General features: G+C 37.9%; 12 protein-coding genes. 1 reads left to right on the top strand and 11 read right to left on the bottom strand.

Annotation, left to right across the window (positions count from 1 at the left end; genetic code table 11):
- Window position 1: 1 nt before the first annotated feature.
- The 4 genes from opp4B to ACQKNC_RS04785 form a co-directional block, all read right to left on the bottom strand.
- Window positions 2-967, bottom strand: coding sequence for an oligopeptide ABC transporter permease (gene opp4B, locus ACQKNC_RS04800; RefSeq protein ID WP_427423732.1), 966 nt, complete (start codon window positions 965-967; stop codon window positions 2-4).
- 94 nt (window positions 968-1061) lie between these two features.
- Window positions 1062-2786, bottom strand: a complete 1725-nt coding sequence (opp4A, locus tag ACQKNC_RS04795) for an oligopeptide ABC transporter substrate-binding protein (RefSeq protein WP_427423731.1) — start codon at window positions 2784-2786, stop codon at window positions 1062-1064.
- Window positions 2787-2847: 61 nt separating this feature from the next.
- Window positions 2848-3837: an ABC transporter ATP-binding protein gene (locus tag ACQKNC_RS04790; RefSeq protein WP_427423730.1), complete on the bottom strand. Its 990-nt coding sequence runs from the start codon at window positions 3835-3837 to the stop codon at window positions 2848-2850.
- A 4-nt stretch (window positions 3838-3841) separates the two neighbouring features.
- Window positions 3842-4837, bottom strand: a complete 996-nt coding sequence (locus ACQKNC_RS04785) for an ABC transporter ATP-binding protein (protein ID WP_427423729.1) — start codon at window positions 4835-4837, stop codon at window positions 3842-3844.
- Between the two features lie 1082 nt (window positions 4838-5919).
- Between ACQKNC_RS04785 and ACQKNC_RS04780 the strand changes: the two genes are divergently transcribed.
- Complete coding sequence (locus tag ACQKNC_RS04780) at window positions 5920-7449, top strand: cardiolipin synthase (protein ID WP_427423728.1); 1530 nt, start codon at window positions 5920-5922, stop codon at window positions 7447-7449.
- 385 nt (window positions 7450-7834) lie between these two features.
- Here ACQKNC_RS04780 and pyrE read toward each other — a convergent pair whose 3' ends face one another.
- Genes pyrE through ACQKNC_RS04745 form a run of 7 tightly spaced genes read right to left on the bottom strand, consistent with a single transcriptional unit; the run spans window position 7835 to window position 16421 of the window.
- Window positions 7835-8464, bottom strand: a complete 630-nt coding sequence (pyrE, locus tag ACQKNC_RS04775) for an orotate phosphoribosyltransferase (protein ID WP_427423727.1) — start codon at window positions 8462-8464, stop codon at window positions 7835-7837.
- A 2-nt stretch (window positions 8465-8466) separates the two neighbouring features.
- On the bottom strand, window positions 8467-9171 hold the full coding sequence (gene pyrF / locus ACQKNC_RS04770; RefSeq protein WP_427423726.1) for an orotidine-5'-phosphate decarboxylase: 705 nt from the start codon (window positions 9169-9171) through the stop codon (window positions 8467-8469).
- Window positions 9168-10082 carry a dihydroorotate dehydrogenase gene (locus ACQKNC_RS04765; protein ID WP_427423725.1) on the bottom strand — a complete coding sequence of 305 codons (915 nt, stop codon included), beginning with the start codon at window positions 10080-10082 and terminating at the stop codon, window positions 9168-9170. Before ACQKNC_RS04765 ends, pyrF begins: the two co-directional genes overlap by 4 nt.
- Window positions 10079-10852 carry a dihydroorotate dehydrogenase electron transfer subunit gene (locus ACQKNC_RS04760; protein WP_427423724.1) on the bottom strand — a complete coding sequence of 258 codons (774 nt, stop codon included), beginning with the start codon at window positions 10850-10852 and terminating at the stop codon, window positions 10079-10081. Before ACQKNC_RS04760 ends, ACQKNC_RS04765 begins: the two co-directional genes overlap by 4 nt.
- Window position 10853: 1 nt before the next feature.
- Window positions 10854-14051, bottom strand: coding sequence for a carbamoyl-phosphate synthase large subunit (gene carB / locus ACQKNC_RS04755; RefSeq protein WP_427423723.1), 3198 nt, complete (start codon window positions 14049-14051; stop codon window positions 10854-10856).
- Window positions 14044-15144 carry a carbamoyl phosphate synthase small subunit gene (locus ACQKNC_RS04750; protein ID WP_427423722.1) on the bottom strand — a complete coding sequence of 367 codons (1101 nt, stop codon included), beginning with the start codon at window positions 15142-15144 and terminating at the stop codon, window positions 14044-14046. Before ACQKNC_RS04750 ends, carB begins: the two co-directional genes overlap by 8 nt.
- Window positions 15144-16421: a dihydroorotase gene (locus ACQKNC_RS04745; RefSeq protein ID WP_427423721.1), complete on the bottom strand. Its 1278-nt coding sequence runs from the start codon at window positions 16419-16421 to the stop codon at window positions 15144-15146. Before ACQKNC_RS04745 ends, ACQKNC_RS04750 begins: the two co-directional genes overlap by 1 nt.
- Between the last annotated feature and the right edge of the window lies 1 nt (window position 16422).

The following is a 16422-nucleotide window of genomic DNA, read 5'->3' as shown; positions in this document are numbered from 1 at the left end:
CTTAATCTAGTCTAATACGTGGATCTACCACGCCATATAATATATCCGCCACTAAATTCCCAAAAAGTACTAAAAACGAAAGTAGCATTGTTATCGACATCATGACTGCATAATCTCTTCTTCCAACGGATTCTAAGAAGAGTGCGCCTATTCCCGGATAAGTAAAGATCGTTTCTGTTATTACCGCACCACTAATTAATGTTGCAATATCAAAACCAAGAAAAGTAATTATTGGAATAATGGAGTTCCGTAAAATATGTTTGTTATAAATTTTCGATTCTTTCGTTCCTTTTGCTCTCGCTGTTCTTACATAATCTTTTCTACTATTTTCAATAATGTCATTTCGTAAAAATTGTGTATAGGACGCCGTTCCCATTAATCCTAAAATAAGTGCCGGTAATAAAACATGGTGAATCCTACTCATGTAGTACTCCCAAGTCCCCTCCCCTATGCCTACACCTACGGAACCATTAAAAGGAAACCATCCTAGCTTAAAGGAAAAGAGATAAATAGCAACAATCCCTGCAACAAACGATGGAATTGCTAATGCTAAATAATTATAAGTTGCTATTAAATTATCCCCAAGTGTATAAGGCTTTCTTCCAGCATACATCCCCATAAAAAATGCAAAAATGTACGTAAAAATTAATGATATTAATGCTAAAAATATTGTATTAGGTATTCGCTGAGCAATAATCTCTGCGGCTGGTTTTTTATAAACAGTAGATTTCCCGAAATCGCCTTTCAAAAATTTACCAACCCATCTACCGTATTGCACGATAATCGGATCATTATAGCCTAATTTTTCTCTCATTTCTTCGATGTATTGTGGATTCGTATTAGACGGATTGATTTCACCAGCAAATGGATCTCCTGGCATCATTTTCGCTAAAAAGAACACCACCACAGAAATAAGGAGTAACAATGGAATCATGCCAAGAAATCTTCGAAGTGTGTATTGCAGCATATGACGTCTCCTTATCTAGAAATTTACTAACTAGGCCCAATTCATGAAGTGGACCTAGTTAGTAGGCTTTAACTTCTCTTCGTTAGTCTACAATTTATTCCTTAATGTACCATTTATAAACGTCTGTTTGGAAACCAACAGCGTTGATATGAACACCTTGTAGTCGCTTATTAATGCCATATAAATCCATATTTTCCCATAACGGAAGAGCTGGTAATTCTTCATTGAAGTATTTTTGCCACTCTACATAAGTTTTCTTACGCGTATCTTTGTCAAATGCTTTTACACTTAAGCCTTCATCTAATAATTTTTGGTTCTTAGCATCTACATAGCGACCATAGTTCCATTCTGCATCGTTACCCCATAATCCAGATGGGTCAGGATCTGAACCTGTATTCCAAGAACCGAAGAATGCTTCTAATGCAGCATCATCATTATCTTTCATATCATTATATAAGTTAAATTCTATTAATGTACCAGTAGCTAATTCTGTTTTCACTCCGATATCATTCCAAGCTTGAATAATCGCTTGAGAGCGACCTTCAAAGACAGCAGGACCGGCATAGTGACCAAACGAAATTTTAAATGGTTTACCTTTAGGATCTTCTACAAATCCATCACCATTTATATCTACATAGCCTGCAGACTTAAGAAGCTCTTTAGCCTTTTCTGGATTGTATTCATATTGATTTAAGTCAGATTCCTCTGCAGCAGTCCAGAAGGCACGTGGAATCACAGTATTCGCAACATTAGCTTTTCCTTCTAAGAAAGCATCGATCATTGCTGGACGGTTAATTGCGTATAGTAGTGCTTGACGCAATTCTTTTGATTTAAACTTATCAAAATCAGCTACATTTTTAAGAGCAGCTTTATCACGATGACCAAAACGAAGACCAATATATGAGTAACTTACACCATTCGTTTGTTCAATGCGTACGTTATCTAATGCTGACAATTCTTTTACAGCTTGTGGTCTAATATCCATGATGTCAATTTCTCCGTTTTGGAACGCACCAGCTGCCAATGATGGGTCAATTACTTTTACAATCACTCCATCAAGCTGTGGTTTGCCCTTCCAGTAATCATCAAAACGCTCTAATTCAGAATATTCACCGTCTACAACTTTTTTCACTTTAAACGGCCCTAAGCCAACAGGATTCGTACGAACTTGTTTCGACTCGCCTAAGTCTTTAACAGCAATACCTTCATAATGTTTTTTAGGCATTGGGTTATTCCACAAGCTTTCCAAATTATTAATTTTCACTTCTTCAAAAGTAATTTTTACAGTATAGGGATCAACGACTTCAATTCCTGCGATTTTGTCAGCTTTCCCTTGTTTTTTTGCTTTTGCACCTTTAATATTTTCAACATAATCAAATCGTGGGCCGTCGTAATCCTTATCAGCTAGTGTCTCTAATGCAAATACCCAGTCATCAGCAGTTAACTCCTCACCATTGTGCCATTTTACACCTTGCTTAAATTTAAACGTATAAGTTAATTTGTCCTCACTAATTTCCCAAGTTGCTAAATTAGGAACATACTCTAAGTTATCATTTACATCATAAATACCTTCAGTTGTAAAATTTTGAATATAACTATCTACAATACTTCCATTAAAGGCTGGATCAAATACACCTTCAGGTGCTTGGTCAGTACCAAAAGTTACAACTCCACCTTTTGCCGATTCACCTGTTGTTGCGGATTCTCCCTTGTCTTTTTCCTTATCTTTTTCATTTGTCGATGTGTCGCTATTACACGCTGCTAAAAACAAAGCAGATACTAGCATAAGCATGAAAGCCCATAATGCTGATTTTTTCATTCTTTATCCCCCCGTGAATTTTATTTTGAAAATAATTAATACACTATTCTCTTGTTATTTTTTAATATAAATGGCATGCAACTCTATGCCCCTGCTTCACCTCCTTTAAGGTTGGTTTTGATAATGAACACTCTGCCATTGCCTTCGGACACCTTGGATGGAAAGGACACCCCTTTGGAGGATTAGCCGGACTAGGGATATCCCCTTCTAATACTATTCGGCTACTCTTCTTCCTTGGATCAGGTACTGGAATTGCAGAGATTAATGCCTGTGTATAAGGGTGCAGTGGTTCCTCATAAATATGTTCCTTATCCGCAATCTCCACAATATTTCCTAAATACATAACACCGATTCGATCACTCATATGTTTTACAACACTTAAATCATGAGCGATAAATAAAAATGTTAAGTCAAACTCATCCTGTAATTCTTTTAGAAGATTAAGAACCTGCGATTGTACAGATACATCTAAAGCTGAAACTGGCTCATCTGCTATAATTAGTTTTGGCCTAAGTGCAAGAGCTCTCGCAATACCAATCCGTTGACGCTGACCACCTGAAAATTCATGTGCATATTTGTAATATGCATCTTCTGGTAAGCCTACTTTTTGTAAAAGCTCCATCACTTCATTTTTTAAAGAGTTCAGTGATTTTTTATGGAAATTCATGATCGGTTCAGCTATGATACTACCTACCATTTGCATAGGATTTAACGATGCATAGGGATCTTGAAATACCATTTGAATATCTTTCCTTATTTCCCTTAATGATTTTCCTTGTAATTTTGTAATATCCTGGCCGTTAAAAATGATTTTTCCATCTGTTGAATCCAGCAATCTTAAAATAGTACGACCAGTTGTAGACTTTCCACAGCCAGATTCGCCAACTAGTCCTAATGTTTCACCGCTTTTTATTGAAAAAGAAATATTATCAACTGCTTTAACATAGCCAATTGTATGTTTGAATAATCCACCTTTAATCGGGTAATAGGTTTTTAAATCAATTAACTCCAATAAATTTTCTTTATTTTGTTTAATTGCTGTTTGCTCCATATTGTCAGCTCACGCCCTTTCTAGAATTACTGCCTTCAAAAAGTAAACAAGAGACTTCATGATTGTCACCTACTAAGGCAAGTTGCGGTGTAACATTGCTACATTCAGGCATTGCCGACGGGCATCTATCAACAAAACGGCAGCCTACTTGAGGCATATTTTTTAAAGAAGGTACTATACCTTTAATAGTGGTTAACTCATTAACTTCTGTATCTATTCTCGGTATCGATGCCATCAAGAGCTTTGTATATGGGTGTTTGGGATTGTAAAACAAATTATCAACATTTGTCCGTTCTACAATCTTCCCTGCATACATAATAATTACTTCATCACACATTTCCGCAACTACACCTAAATCGTGAGTTATCAAGACAATGGACATGTTATTTTTCTCTTGAATATTTTTCAGTAAATCTAGTATTTGGGCTTGTACAGTTACATCAAGTGCAGTAGTTGGTTCATCCGCTATTAAAAGTCTAGGCTGACAAGCGATGGCGATAGCAATCATTACTCTTTGTCTCATACCACCTGACAATTGATGAGGATATTCATCTATAATTTTTTCAGCTCTTGGAATACCAACCTGTTTTAATAATTCAATCGCTTTTTCTTTAGCCTCAGCCTTCGAAATCTTACTATGATTAAGCATAATTTCTTCAATTTGTGAACCTATAGTAAAAACTGGGTTTAAGGATGTCATAGGTTCTTGGAAAATCATGCTTATATCTTTTCCTCTAATTTTATTCATCTCGTCGCTCGAATGATTTTCTATGTTTTTCCCATGGAATTTTATTTCTCCGCCAGTGATTTTACCAATTCCTTTGGGAAGAAGCTGCATAATAGAAAGAGACATTACACTTTTTCCACATCCAGATTCGCCAACTACCCCTACGATCTGACCTGATTTAACCGAAAATGAAACATCATCCACTGCATGATATATTTCTCCATCTATATCAAAGCCAGTTTTAAGGTTTTTCACTTCTAACATTAAGCTCATTTTATATCACACCTTTTAAGAGTTTTTACTTAACTACTGCTGCCAATGAGTTAGCAGATGCCGCGTGTTAAGAACGTTTTTTTACAAAAAATCACTTTCAGTTATCCATTTTATTAATTTAATATTCCGAAAAAATCGATTTTAATAAACTTATTTCACAATCATATCAAAACAAAAAAACATCAATATAAAATACTTTTAAAAAAAATCATTTTTTTCTTTATAAAGAAATTTAATGCAAGTGTTAAATAATACAATATTCAGATAATTAAGTGTATTATCATTTTATCTAGTAATAACACATTTAATCAAGAGAATTTTTACATTTCTTATATTCTTATATACAAACTAAACCATACAACTATTCCAATTTCTCTTAATAAATTTGTATTTTTCTTAAATGAATGTTTGTTTAATTCCCACTTTATCGGTTTAAAGTATTATTTTTTTATTATTATAATATAGTAATTATTTTATTTATTCCTTTTCCCTTTTCCTAGTAATATCTAAATTTATTCGTGTTTCTTTATTATTAAAGGTTTTTTATTCAAATTTTTACAATTCAACATATTTATACTTATCCCCTAATCACTATCAATGAATAATTTTTTCAATTATCACACCAACTCCTTGAAGCAAATAATATTACAGCAGAAAAATAACTTTTTATAGGGATTTGTTTACGGACTTCTCCTTATTTTTTATGTAAAAAAAAACTAATTTTTTTACATAAAATAGATAATAATTCTTGATTCAGTTCTAATTTGATGAAAGTAAAGCTGTAATATCCTATCCAACAATTGCTTTTTCTTGCCCCTTTTAGTTAATGCAGATCCGACACTTTGAAACACCCTACATTTAATTTAATATTTCGGCTTCCTTTGATCGTGCGTGTACTTTTAAACGCTTGCCTACATTTTCGCGTTTCTTGGTGTGATACCCGTCCAAGAATCAAGAAGAAACGCTGGTGTGGGAATGTCTATATTGTAAAAAAAAAGAAAACAATTTATCATAAAAATATTAAACTACAGCTTCCTCTTATAAGGATTATATGTAGGAAAGAATAGGTGAAATGTAAACATATGAAAAATCGCATTGTCCAACTGCTATTTGCTTTTGCTATTGCAGCAATTATGCTCATATTCTTAAATAAGTCCATCATTCCGTTATCTACCTTAATCGGTGTAATATGGCCGATCACACTTATAGGGATTGCCTTCATTATTTTTATTGAAAATCGTTCCCCGCAAAGTACATTAGCTTGGTTTTTAATATTAGCCATTCTCCCTGGTATCGGTGTACTTCTGTACTTACTTTTCGGAAGAAGTCGCTGGAGAAGAAAGAAACATTTATATCGTTCAGAAGAAAAAAGGAAGTTATTCCGTGAAATTTTAGATGGAAGAAGTTTTAATTTAGAACCCCCTTCCCCATTAAATGAACGATCCACCCATTTAACACAAGTTATACAAAAATTTGGCGGTGGTCCTGTTGCTCATAAAACAACAACAAAACTCTTAACAAATGGTGATGAAACATTTACTGAGATTATACAAGCGATTGAAAATGCTACACATCATATTCATATTCAATACTATATTTATCGATCAGACGAAATCGGTACAAAAATTCGAGATGCCTTAATAAGAAAAGCAAAATCTGGCGTGATCGTACGCTTTCTTTACGATGGACTTGGAAGTAACAAATTACGTAGGAGTTTCTTACAACCAATGAAAGAAGCAGGAATTGAAGTAGTCGAATTTGATTCTATTCTTTCACCTTGGCTATTAGAAACCGTCAATTATCGGAACCACCGTAAAATTGTGATTGTAGATGGGTCAATTGGGTTTACAGGTGGACTCAATGTCGGGGATGAATATCTTGGTCGTTCGAAGAAGTTTCCTATTTGGCGTGATAGCCATTTAAAAATAGAAGGAAAAGCATTATATAAACTACAAGCCATTTTCTTAGAAGATTTTCTCTACGCCACTAGTAGTTTAAATACTGAGTCTTGGAATCAATATATGGATAGAGCATACTTTCCAGCACAAGGCATCCATCAGGCAGAAGGTGCCGTACAGATTGTTGCGAGCGGACCTAGCTCAGATGATACAAATATTCGAAATGCTTTATTGAAAATTATGGGCTCCGCCAAAAAGTCAATTTGGATTGCCACTCCATACTTTATTCCTGATCAGGAAACATTAACATTATTACGTTTGAGTGCACTTTCCGGGGTAGATGTCCGTATTTTATATCCTGGAAAAGGTGATAGTATCATTAGTGATCAAGCATCCCAATCATACTTTACTCCGCTTCTAAAAGCGGGAGTCTCTATTTACTCCTATAAAGATGCTTTTATGCACGCTAAGATTGTACTTGTTGATGATGAAGTTGCATCAATTGGTACAGCAAATATGGATATTCGTAGTTTTGAGCTTAATTATGAAATCATTGCGGTCCTATATGAATCTAATACGGTTCTAGATATAAAAAATGATTTTGAACAAGATTTTAAAGAATCCATAAAAATTACATGGGAGTCATTTCAAAAGCGAAGTATTCAAAAACGCATGCTTGAATCTCTAATGCGACTCATTTCTCCTCTATTGTAAATTATTAAATAAAGTGTAGTTCTTGGTCAAAACGAGGGGTTGATTTCCGTTCCGGCTGGGCGCTTTCCTGTGGGCGTCCGATGAGCCGCTTCACTCGCGTTGCTCGCTCCAGGGTCTCATCTGTGACGCTAATCCCCAAGGAGTCGCCCAGCCTCCACTCCAATCAACCACTTCACATATCATGTATCTTATTGAGTGTCATTCTACTTTTTTGAGGAGTCACCCTATCTCAAGCATCCCAACATTCGCAAAGATTCCCTTTACTTTTCAGACTGTAAACAAACTCAAAAAAATATTGAGTCTGTCAACAGTCTTTTTTATGACGCAAAAGTTTTTCAACAAATGAAAGGGTGGTATGAATTAATTTCATACCACCCTTTTTTTATTAAAGCGCTCCTGCTTTTAATTTTCCATGCCAGTCTTTTAAGAATGGAATATCTTCTTCTTGAATAGCGCCTGATTCATTAGCTGCTTCAATTAAGTAATCGAAATTTGTTAGAGATACATATTTAATGCCGGCTTCTTCAAATGCTTGTTCAGCACGTGGAAGATTGTATGTGTAGACACAAACAACGCCTAGTACTTCACAGCCTGCTGCACGTAAGGCTTCTACAGCTGTAATGGATGAGCCACCTGTAGAAACGATGTCTTCTACTACTACGACTTTTTGACCTGCTGCGTATTTTCCTTCGATTTGGTTGCCACGGCCATGCTCTTTTGCTTTTGAGCGGACGTAAACCATTGGTAATTCTAAAATATCACTTACCCAAGCTGCATGTGGAATGCCCGCTGTTGCTGTACCTGCTACGATTTCAGTTGTACCAAAGTTTTCTTTAATAAGAGATGATAAACCGTTTGCTAATTGCTTACGAATTACAGGGTCAGAAATTGTCAGACGTGTATCACAGTAGATTGGGGATTTAATGCCTGATGCCCATGTGAATAGTTCTGTTGGATTTAATTCTACTGCACCTACCTTTAACATAGCGTGTGCGATTTCATTTTGTAATGTCATATTTATGCCTCCCATAATTCACTTACGATTTTATATGCTGCTACTGGATCTTGTGCACCTGTAACTGCACGTCCAACGACGATTAACGAAGAACCATCACGTTTTGCGCCGTCTGGTGTTGCAATGCGCTTTTGGTCGTGTGCGTCGCCACCTGCTAATCGGATACCAGGTGTCACACGTAAGAAATCTTCACCGCACGCCTCAGCAATAGCTTTTGCCTCATGTACGGAGCAGACAACACCATTTAAACCAACTTGTTTTGTTAAGCTTGCATAATGTAATACAGACTCCTGTAAAGATAAAGCAATTTTTTGCTCTGTCTGCATTTGCTCTTCTGTTGTAGAAGTCAGCTGTGTTACGGCAATTAATGCCGCTCGTTCACGTCCTGCTGGAGTACCCGCTTCAAGCCCTTCAAGCGCTGCCTCCATCATTGGACGTCCGCCCGCCGCATGAACGTTAACTAAATCTACCCCTAATTTTGCTAAGCCTTTCATAGCAGAGCCAACTGTATTAGGAATATCGTGTAATTTTAAATCCAGAAAAATATCATGACCTAGATCTTTTACTTTGCGTACAATATCCGGTCCTTCCTGCATATATAATTCCATACCAATTTTCACGAAAAGAGGCTCGTTAAAGTGCTTTAGAAAGTTAAATACTTCAGCTTCACCAGGAAAATCTAGTGCAAGTATTGGTTTTGTATTCATGAGCGATGGCTCCTTCCGATAATTTCTGAAATATGCTCCACTCCTAATTTATCGAGCATTGCTGGTAGTTCATCAATAATATTTGGACAAACGAAGTGATCGACAAAGTTTGCTGTTCCAACAGCAACTGCAGATGCGCCGGCCGACATAAAGTCAATAACATCCTGCGCTTCTGTCACGCCACCCATCCCAATAATCGGAATATTGACAGCCTTATACACCTCATAGACCATGCGAATCGCAACTGGCTTTACAGCAGGACCAGATAAGCCACCTGTACCATTGGCAATCACTGGTTTACCTGTACGCTCGTCTAAACGCATACCAATTAGTGTATTAATCATTGTAATACCATCTGCACCACCCGCTTCAACAGCTTGTGCAATTTCTACGATATTCGTTACGTTAGGAGACAATTTCACGTATACAGGTACTTCAGAAACAGCTTTAACAGCTTTAACTAGCTCACGTGCAGTTGCAGGGTCTGTACCAAATTGAATTCCACCACATTTAACGTTTGGACAAGAAATATTAAGCTCTAATGCTTTAACATTTGGTGCAGTAGAAATGCGTTGCGCAACTTCTACGTAATCTGCTGTCTCTGTACCAGCAACATTTGCAATGATCGGCACATCATACGCTTCTAAAAACTTTAATTCTTCATTCATTACTTTTTCAATGCCGGGATTTTGTAAACCAATTGCATTCAACATCCCCGCTGCTGTTTCTGCTACGCGTGGAGTTGGATTGCCGGGACGTGTTTCCACAGTCGTAGCTTTAATCATAATAGCGCCAAGCTTTGATAAATCATAAAGCTGTGCATATTCACGTCCAAAGCCGAAGCAGCCGGATGCTGGCATTATTGGATTCTTTAATTCTAAGCCTGGTAATTGAATAGTTAATCGACTCATAATGCCACCGTACCTTTCGGGAAAACTGGACCGTCAGAGCATACTTTGACATAATCTTTTGCTACTTGATCTGTTGTTTTACATACGCATGCGAAACAAGCACCGATACCGCAGCCCATACGCTCTTCAAATGATAAATAACCTTCTTTTTCTGGATAGAAACCTTCTAATGCTTTTAACATTGGTAGCGGACCACAAGAATAGAATACATCGAATTCAGGTGCTCGTGACTCTAATACATTTGTAACAAAGCCTTTTGTTCCTTTAGAACCGTCAACCGTTACATAATGTGTTTCTCCTAGGGCACTGAATTGTTCCTCATAGAAACATACATCCTCTGTTTGGAAGCCAAGTACATGGATTGTTTTAACACCACGTGCATTTAATTGCTTAGAAAGCTCATGTAATGGTGGTACACCGATTCCTCCACCAACTAGTAGGGCTGTACCTCCCTCTTTTACCGCTTCTACAGGGAACCCATTACCGATTGGTCCAAGTACATTAACGAGCTGACCCTCGCGATTTGTCGCTAAAACCTTTGTTCCACGACCTTCCGCACGATAGATCATCGTAAATTCGTTGTTATCTTTGTCTATGTTTGCAATACTGATTGGTCGACGTAAAAGCGGCTCCATTGAATCTGACACCTTTACATGGACAAACTGGCCAGGTGTCATATCCTGAACCAGTTCTCCACGAAGTGTCAATTCGAAAATGTTTGTCGCAATTTGCTTTTGAGAGACGACCTTCATTTTCTCTTGACGAATCATATTAGTGTACTACCTCCGCTTTTGGCATTTGTTCTGCTGTGAATGTCATTGATTCAATAACACGGACCATCGCTTCTGCTGTGTCTAATGAAGTTAAGCAAGGTACGCCGTTTTCAACTGACTCACGACGGATTCGGAAGCCATCACGTGCCGGCTGCTTACCTTTAGTTAATGTGTTAACAACAAGCTGTGCCTCACCGTTTTGTATTAAATCGATTAATGTCTCACCTTTTGCACCGATTTTGCCAACTACATCTGTGCGTACACCTGCCGCTTCAAATGCTTTAGCTGTACCTTCAGTAGCGACAATTCGATAGCCTACTGTTGAGAAGCGTTTTGCAAGTGCAATTGCTTCTTCTTTATCTTTATCGGACACAGTGAACAATACTGTGCCTTCTGTACGAATTTCCATACCTGCTGCAACTAAGCCTTTGTAAAGTGCTTTTTCTAATGTTGCATCTTTACCCATTACTTCACCTGTTGATTTCATTTCAGGCCCTAGTGTAATGTCAACACGGCGTAATTTAGCGAATGAGAATACTGGTACTTTAACAAAGACACCTTTTTGCTCTTGCGCTAAACCTGTTGGATAGCCTTGTTCTACGATTGATTTGCCAAGAATCGCTTTCGTTGCGATATTCGCCATCGGAATATTTGTAATTTTACTTAAGAACGGTACTGTACGAGATGAACGAGGGTTAACCTCGATGACGTATACCTCGCCTTGTGAAATTACATATTGAATGTTCATTAAGCCTACGATGCCAAGACCTTTTGCAAGGCGAGTTGTATAATCCACTAACGTATCTTTTTGCGCTTGTGTTAATTTTTGTGGAGGGTATACAGAGATAGAGTCACCAGAGTGAACCCCTGCACGTTCGATATGCTCCATAATACCTGGAATTAATACATTTTCACCGTCACAAATTGCATCTACTTCAATTTCTTGACCAGTTAAGTAGCGGTCTACTAATACTGGATGATCAGGAGATGCTTCTACTGCGTTCTCCATATAGTGTTTTAATTCCTCTTGGTTGTAGACAATTTCCATCGCGCGTCCACCTAGTACATATGAAGGACGAACTAGTACAGGGAAGCCTAGACGTTCACTAATAGCAAGAGCTTCCTCCGTAGATACAGCTGTTTGACCTAGTGGCTGTGGAATGTTCAAGTCACGTAATGCTTGCTCGAATTTATCTCGATTTTCCGCACGGTCGATATCTTCAAGAGTTGTACCTAGGATTTTCACACCATTGGCAGCTAATTTATCAGCTAGATTAATAGCTGTTTGACCACCGAATTGTACAACTACACCAATTGGTTGCTCAAGATCGATAATATGCATAACATCTTCGATTGTTAATGGCTCAAAGTATAATTTATCTGAAATCGAGAAGTCAGTTGATACTGTCTCTGGATTCGAGTTAATAATAATCGCTTCGTAACCTGCTTCTTGAATTGCCCATACTGAGTGTACTGTTGCGTAGTCGAATTCTACCCCTTGACCAATACGGATTGGACCAGAACCAAGTACGATAACTGATGGCTTGTCTGATTTAATAGATTCGTTTTCTTCCTCATATGTGCCATAGAAGTATGGTGTTTCAGATTCAAACTCCGCTGCACATGTATCGACCATTTTATATACTGGGATAATGCCATTTTCTTTACGATATGCATATACTTCTTCTGGAGTTGTTTCCCAAAGCTCAGCAATTTTTTTATCTGCAAAGCCTAGTCGTTTTGCTGTACGTAATACTTCTTTATCATTTTTATTGTTAGCAAGCGTTTGCTCCATATCTACGATGTTTTTGAATTTATTTAAGAAGAATAAGTCAATTGCAGACCATTCATGAATTTGCTCAATTGTAACACCGCGACGAAGTGCTTCACCGATGAAGAATAGACGCTCGTCACCTGCTTTGCGAATACGTTTTTCAATCCAAGAATCAGAGTTTTCTTCTGCATGTTTAAGCTCTAAGTGAACTTGACCTGTTTCAAGAGAGCGCACTGCTTTTAGCATAGCTTCCTCAAATGTACGACCAAGTGCCATTACTTCACCAGTCGCTTTCATTTGTGTACCAAGATTACGCTTTGCTGATTCGAATTTATCGAACGGCCAGCGTGGAATTTTCGCCACAATGTAGTCTAGAGCTGGCTCGAAACAAGCATACGTTGAACCTGTTACAGGATTTTTGATTTCATCTAATGTTAAACCAACTGCGATTTTTGCTGCTAGCTTTGCAATTGGATAGCCTGTTGCTTTTGATGCTAACGCTGATGAACGTGATACACGAGGGTTTACTTCGATTACATAGTAATTAAAACTATATGGATCAAGTGCTAATTGTACGTTACAGCCACCTTCTATTTTTAGTGCACGGATAATATCTAAAGAGATATTACGTAGCATTTGGTTTTCACGATCTGAAAGTGTTTGCGTAGGTGCCACTACGATTGAGTCACCTGTATGAATCCCAACTGGGTCAACGTTTTCCATGTTACATACGACGATTGCATTGTCAGCAGCATCACGCATTACTTCATATTCGATTTCTTTATAACCAGCGATTGATTTTTCAAGTAAACATTGTGTTACTGGAGAATATTTTAGACCAGATGTCACAATTTCCTCTAGATCTTGATCATTGTAGCAAATACCGCCTCCTGTACCGCCAAGTGTGAAGGCAGGGCGAACGATTACTGGGTAACCAATTTTCGCTACAAAGTTTTTCGCTTCGCCTAAGTTATGGATAATATCTGATTCAGGTACTGGAGCACCTAGCTCATACATTAAATTACGGAATAGATCGCGGTCTTCTGCTTTATGGATCGCCTCTAATTTTGTACCAAGAATTTCAATATTAAGCTCATCTAAAATTCCTGATTTATCTAATTCAATAGCCATGTTTAAACCAGTTTGACCACCAAGTGTTGGTAGGATAGCATCCGGACGCTCTTTACGTAAAATACGTGATACAAACTCAAGTGTAATTGGCTCAATATATACTTTGTCGGCAATTTCTGTATCTGTCATAATTGTCGCAGGATTTGAGTTTATTAAGATTACACGATAGCCTTCTTCTTTTAGTGAAAGACAAGCTTGTGTTCCTGCGTAGTCAAATTCTGCTGCTTGTCCGATAACGATTGGACCTGATCCGATTACTAAAATTGTTTCAATATCTGTACGTTTAGGCATGTTGTTTCCCCTTCCCTGCTTCTACTTCCATCATTTCGATAAATTCATCAAATAGGTGATTTGAATCCTCTGGACCTGGTGATGCTTCTGGGTGATATTGCACTGTGAAGATTGGATATTTCTTGTGACGTACACCCTCACAAGTACCATCATTTAATGCAATATGTGTTAATTCTAAATCTGTATCTTCTAATGAATCAATGTCGACTGCATAGCCATGATTTTGAGATGTTAAATCAGTACGGCCAGTACGTAAATCTTTTACTGGATGGTTACCACCACGGTGACCAAATGGTAATTTAAAGCTTCGCGCACCACATGCTAGTGAGAAGATTTGGTGGCCTAAGCAAATACCGAACATAGGAACTTTTCCGATTAAATTGCGTACTGTTTCAATACCCTCTTGCACATCTTCAGGGTTACCTGGGCCATTTGAAAGCATGATGCCGTCTGGATGCCACGCTAAAATTTCTGCTGCTGAAGTATTGTAAGGTACAACTAGCACATCACAATCACGTTTGTTTAACTCACGAAGAATACCATGTTTCATACCAAAGTCTATTAATACTACGCGTTTGCCTCGACCTGGTGATGGGTAGGCTGCTTTCGGTGATACTTCATGTACATGGTTTGTAATAGCTGGTGTTGCCTGCAATTTTGCCACGATTTCATCCACATTAACTTCTTCATCAGCCGCTGTTAAAATAGCTTTTACTGACCCTTTACTGCGAATAATGCGTGTTAATTTTCGTGTATCGATCCCTTCAATCCCAGGGATATCCTTTGAAGTTAAGTACTCATCTACCGTTAAATCACAACGGAAGTTTGAAGGTGTTTTTGCTAATTCACGAACTACAAATCCACGAATAGCAGGTGTGATAGATTCAAAGTCATCACGGTTAATACCGTAATTACCGATTAAAGGGTAAGTTAACGTTACGATTTGTCCGTAGAACGAAGGATCTGAAATTGTTTCCTGATAACCTGTCATCCCTGTTGTGAATACAACCTCACCTTGTGAAGCTCGCTCACTGCCGAACGCTGTACCTGTAAATACTGTGCCATCTTCTAAAATAAGTAAACGTTTTTTCATTACTCTGCCTCCTGGTATACGATATTGCCTTCAAAGATTGTAAGGACTGGCCAACCTTTTGCAACCCATCCATTGAATGGTGTATTGCGTCCTTTAGATACAAAGCCTTCTGCATCAATTGTTTGTTCTTTATTTAAATCTATTAAAATCATATCTGCTGAAGCTCCAACTTCTAATGTGCCGTATGGTAAATCAAAAATTTGAGCTGCCTTTACAGACATCCAGTCAATCAGCTGTTTTAAAGTCCATTTCCCTGTTTCTACAAACTGTGTGTAAAGTAGTGGGAAGGCTGTTTCAAAGCCTACAATGCCAAACGGTGCTCCAACCATGCCACAGCATTTTTCTTCTACTGTATGTGGAGCGTGATCTGTAGCGATACAATCGATTGTTCCATCCATCATAGCTGCGTGAAGTGAGTCTTTATCATCTGCAGCGCGTAATGGCGGGTTCATTTTCCAGTTTGCATCATCTGATGGAATATCCATTTCTTCAAGTAATAAATGATGCGGGCAAACTTCTGCAGTAACACGAATACCTGCTGCTTTAGCGTCTCGTACTGCACGTACAGATTCCTTCGTTGATACGTGACAAACGTGGTAGCGTGCACCAGCAGCCTCTGCTAATAGAACATCTCGCGCAATTTGAACGGATTCACAAATCGATGGAATCCCTGGTAAACCAAGTTCTTGATTGCGCTTCCCTTCATGCATAACACCGTCATAAATTAATGAATTATCTTCGCAGTGTGCTACAACTACCATATCGTGCTGTGCGGCATCCTTCATTTGCTCATACATTGTTGATGCAAGCTGGATCCCAACACCATCATCTGAAAATGCAACAGCCCCATGTGCTTTTAATTCTTCAATACTTGTGCGAACCTCACCTGAGATGTCCTTTGTTAAAGAGCCGTATGGAAGTACTCGAATAACTGCGCTTTCTTTAATAAGCCCGTTAATCAACTGCATATTTTCTACTGAATCTGGAACTGGTTTTGTGTTTGGCATCGCACAAATTGTTGTAAAGCCGCCTTTTGCTGCTGATGCTGAACCTGTAGCAATTGTTTCTTTATGTTCAAAGCCTGGCTCACGTAGATGTGTGTGTACGTCGACAAATCCTGGTGCAACAACTAAACCATTACCTTCTATAATTTCTGCGCCTGCTACATTTACGTTTTGTCCAATTTCAGTAATTTTGCCATCTACCATAGCGATATTGACTGTCTGTAGTTCGCCTTGTTCATCTAACATTTGTACATTTTGAAGAACCTTTGTCATA

Source organism: Lysinibacillus sp. NPDC094177, from assembly GCF_050279145.1.
Taxonomy (GTDB): domain Bacteria; phylum Bacillota; class Bacilli; order Bacillales_A; family Planococcaceae; genus Lysinibacillus.
The sequence above is the reverse complement of the archived record's forward strand: the minus strand, read 5'-3'. Positions and strand labels throughout refer to the sequence as shown.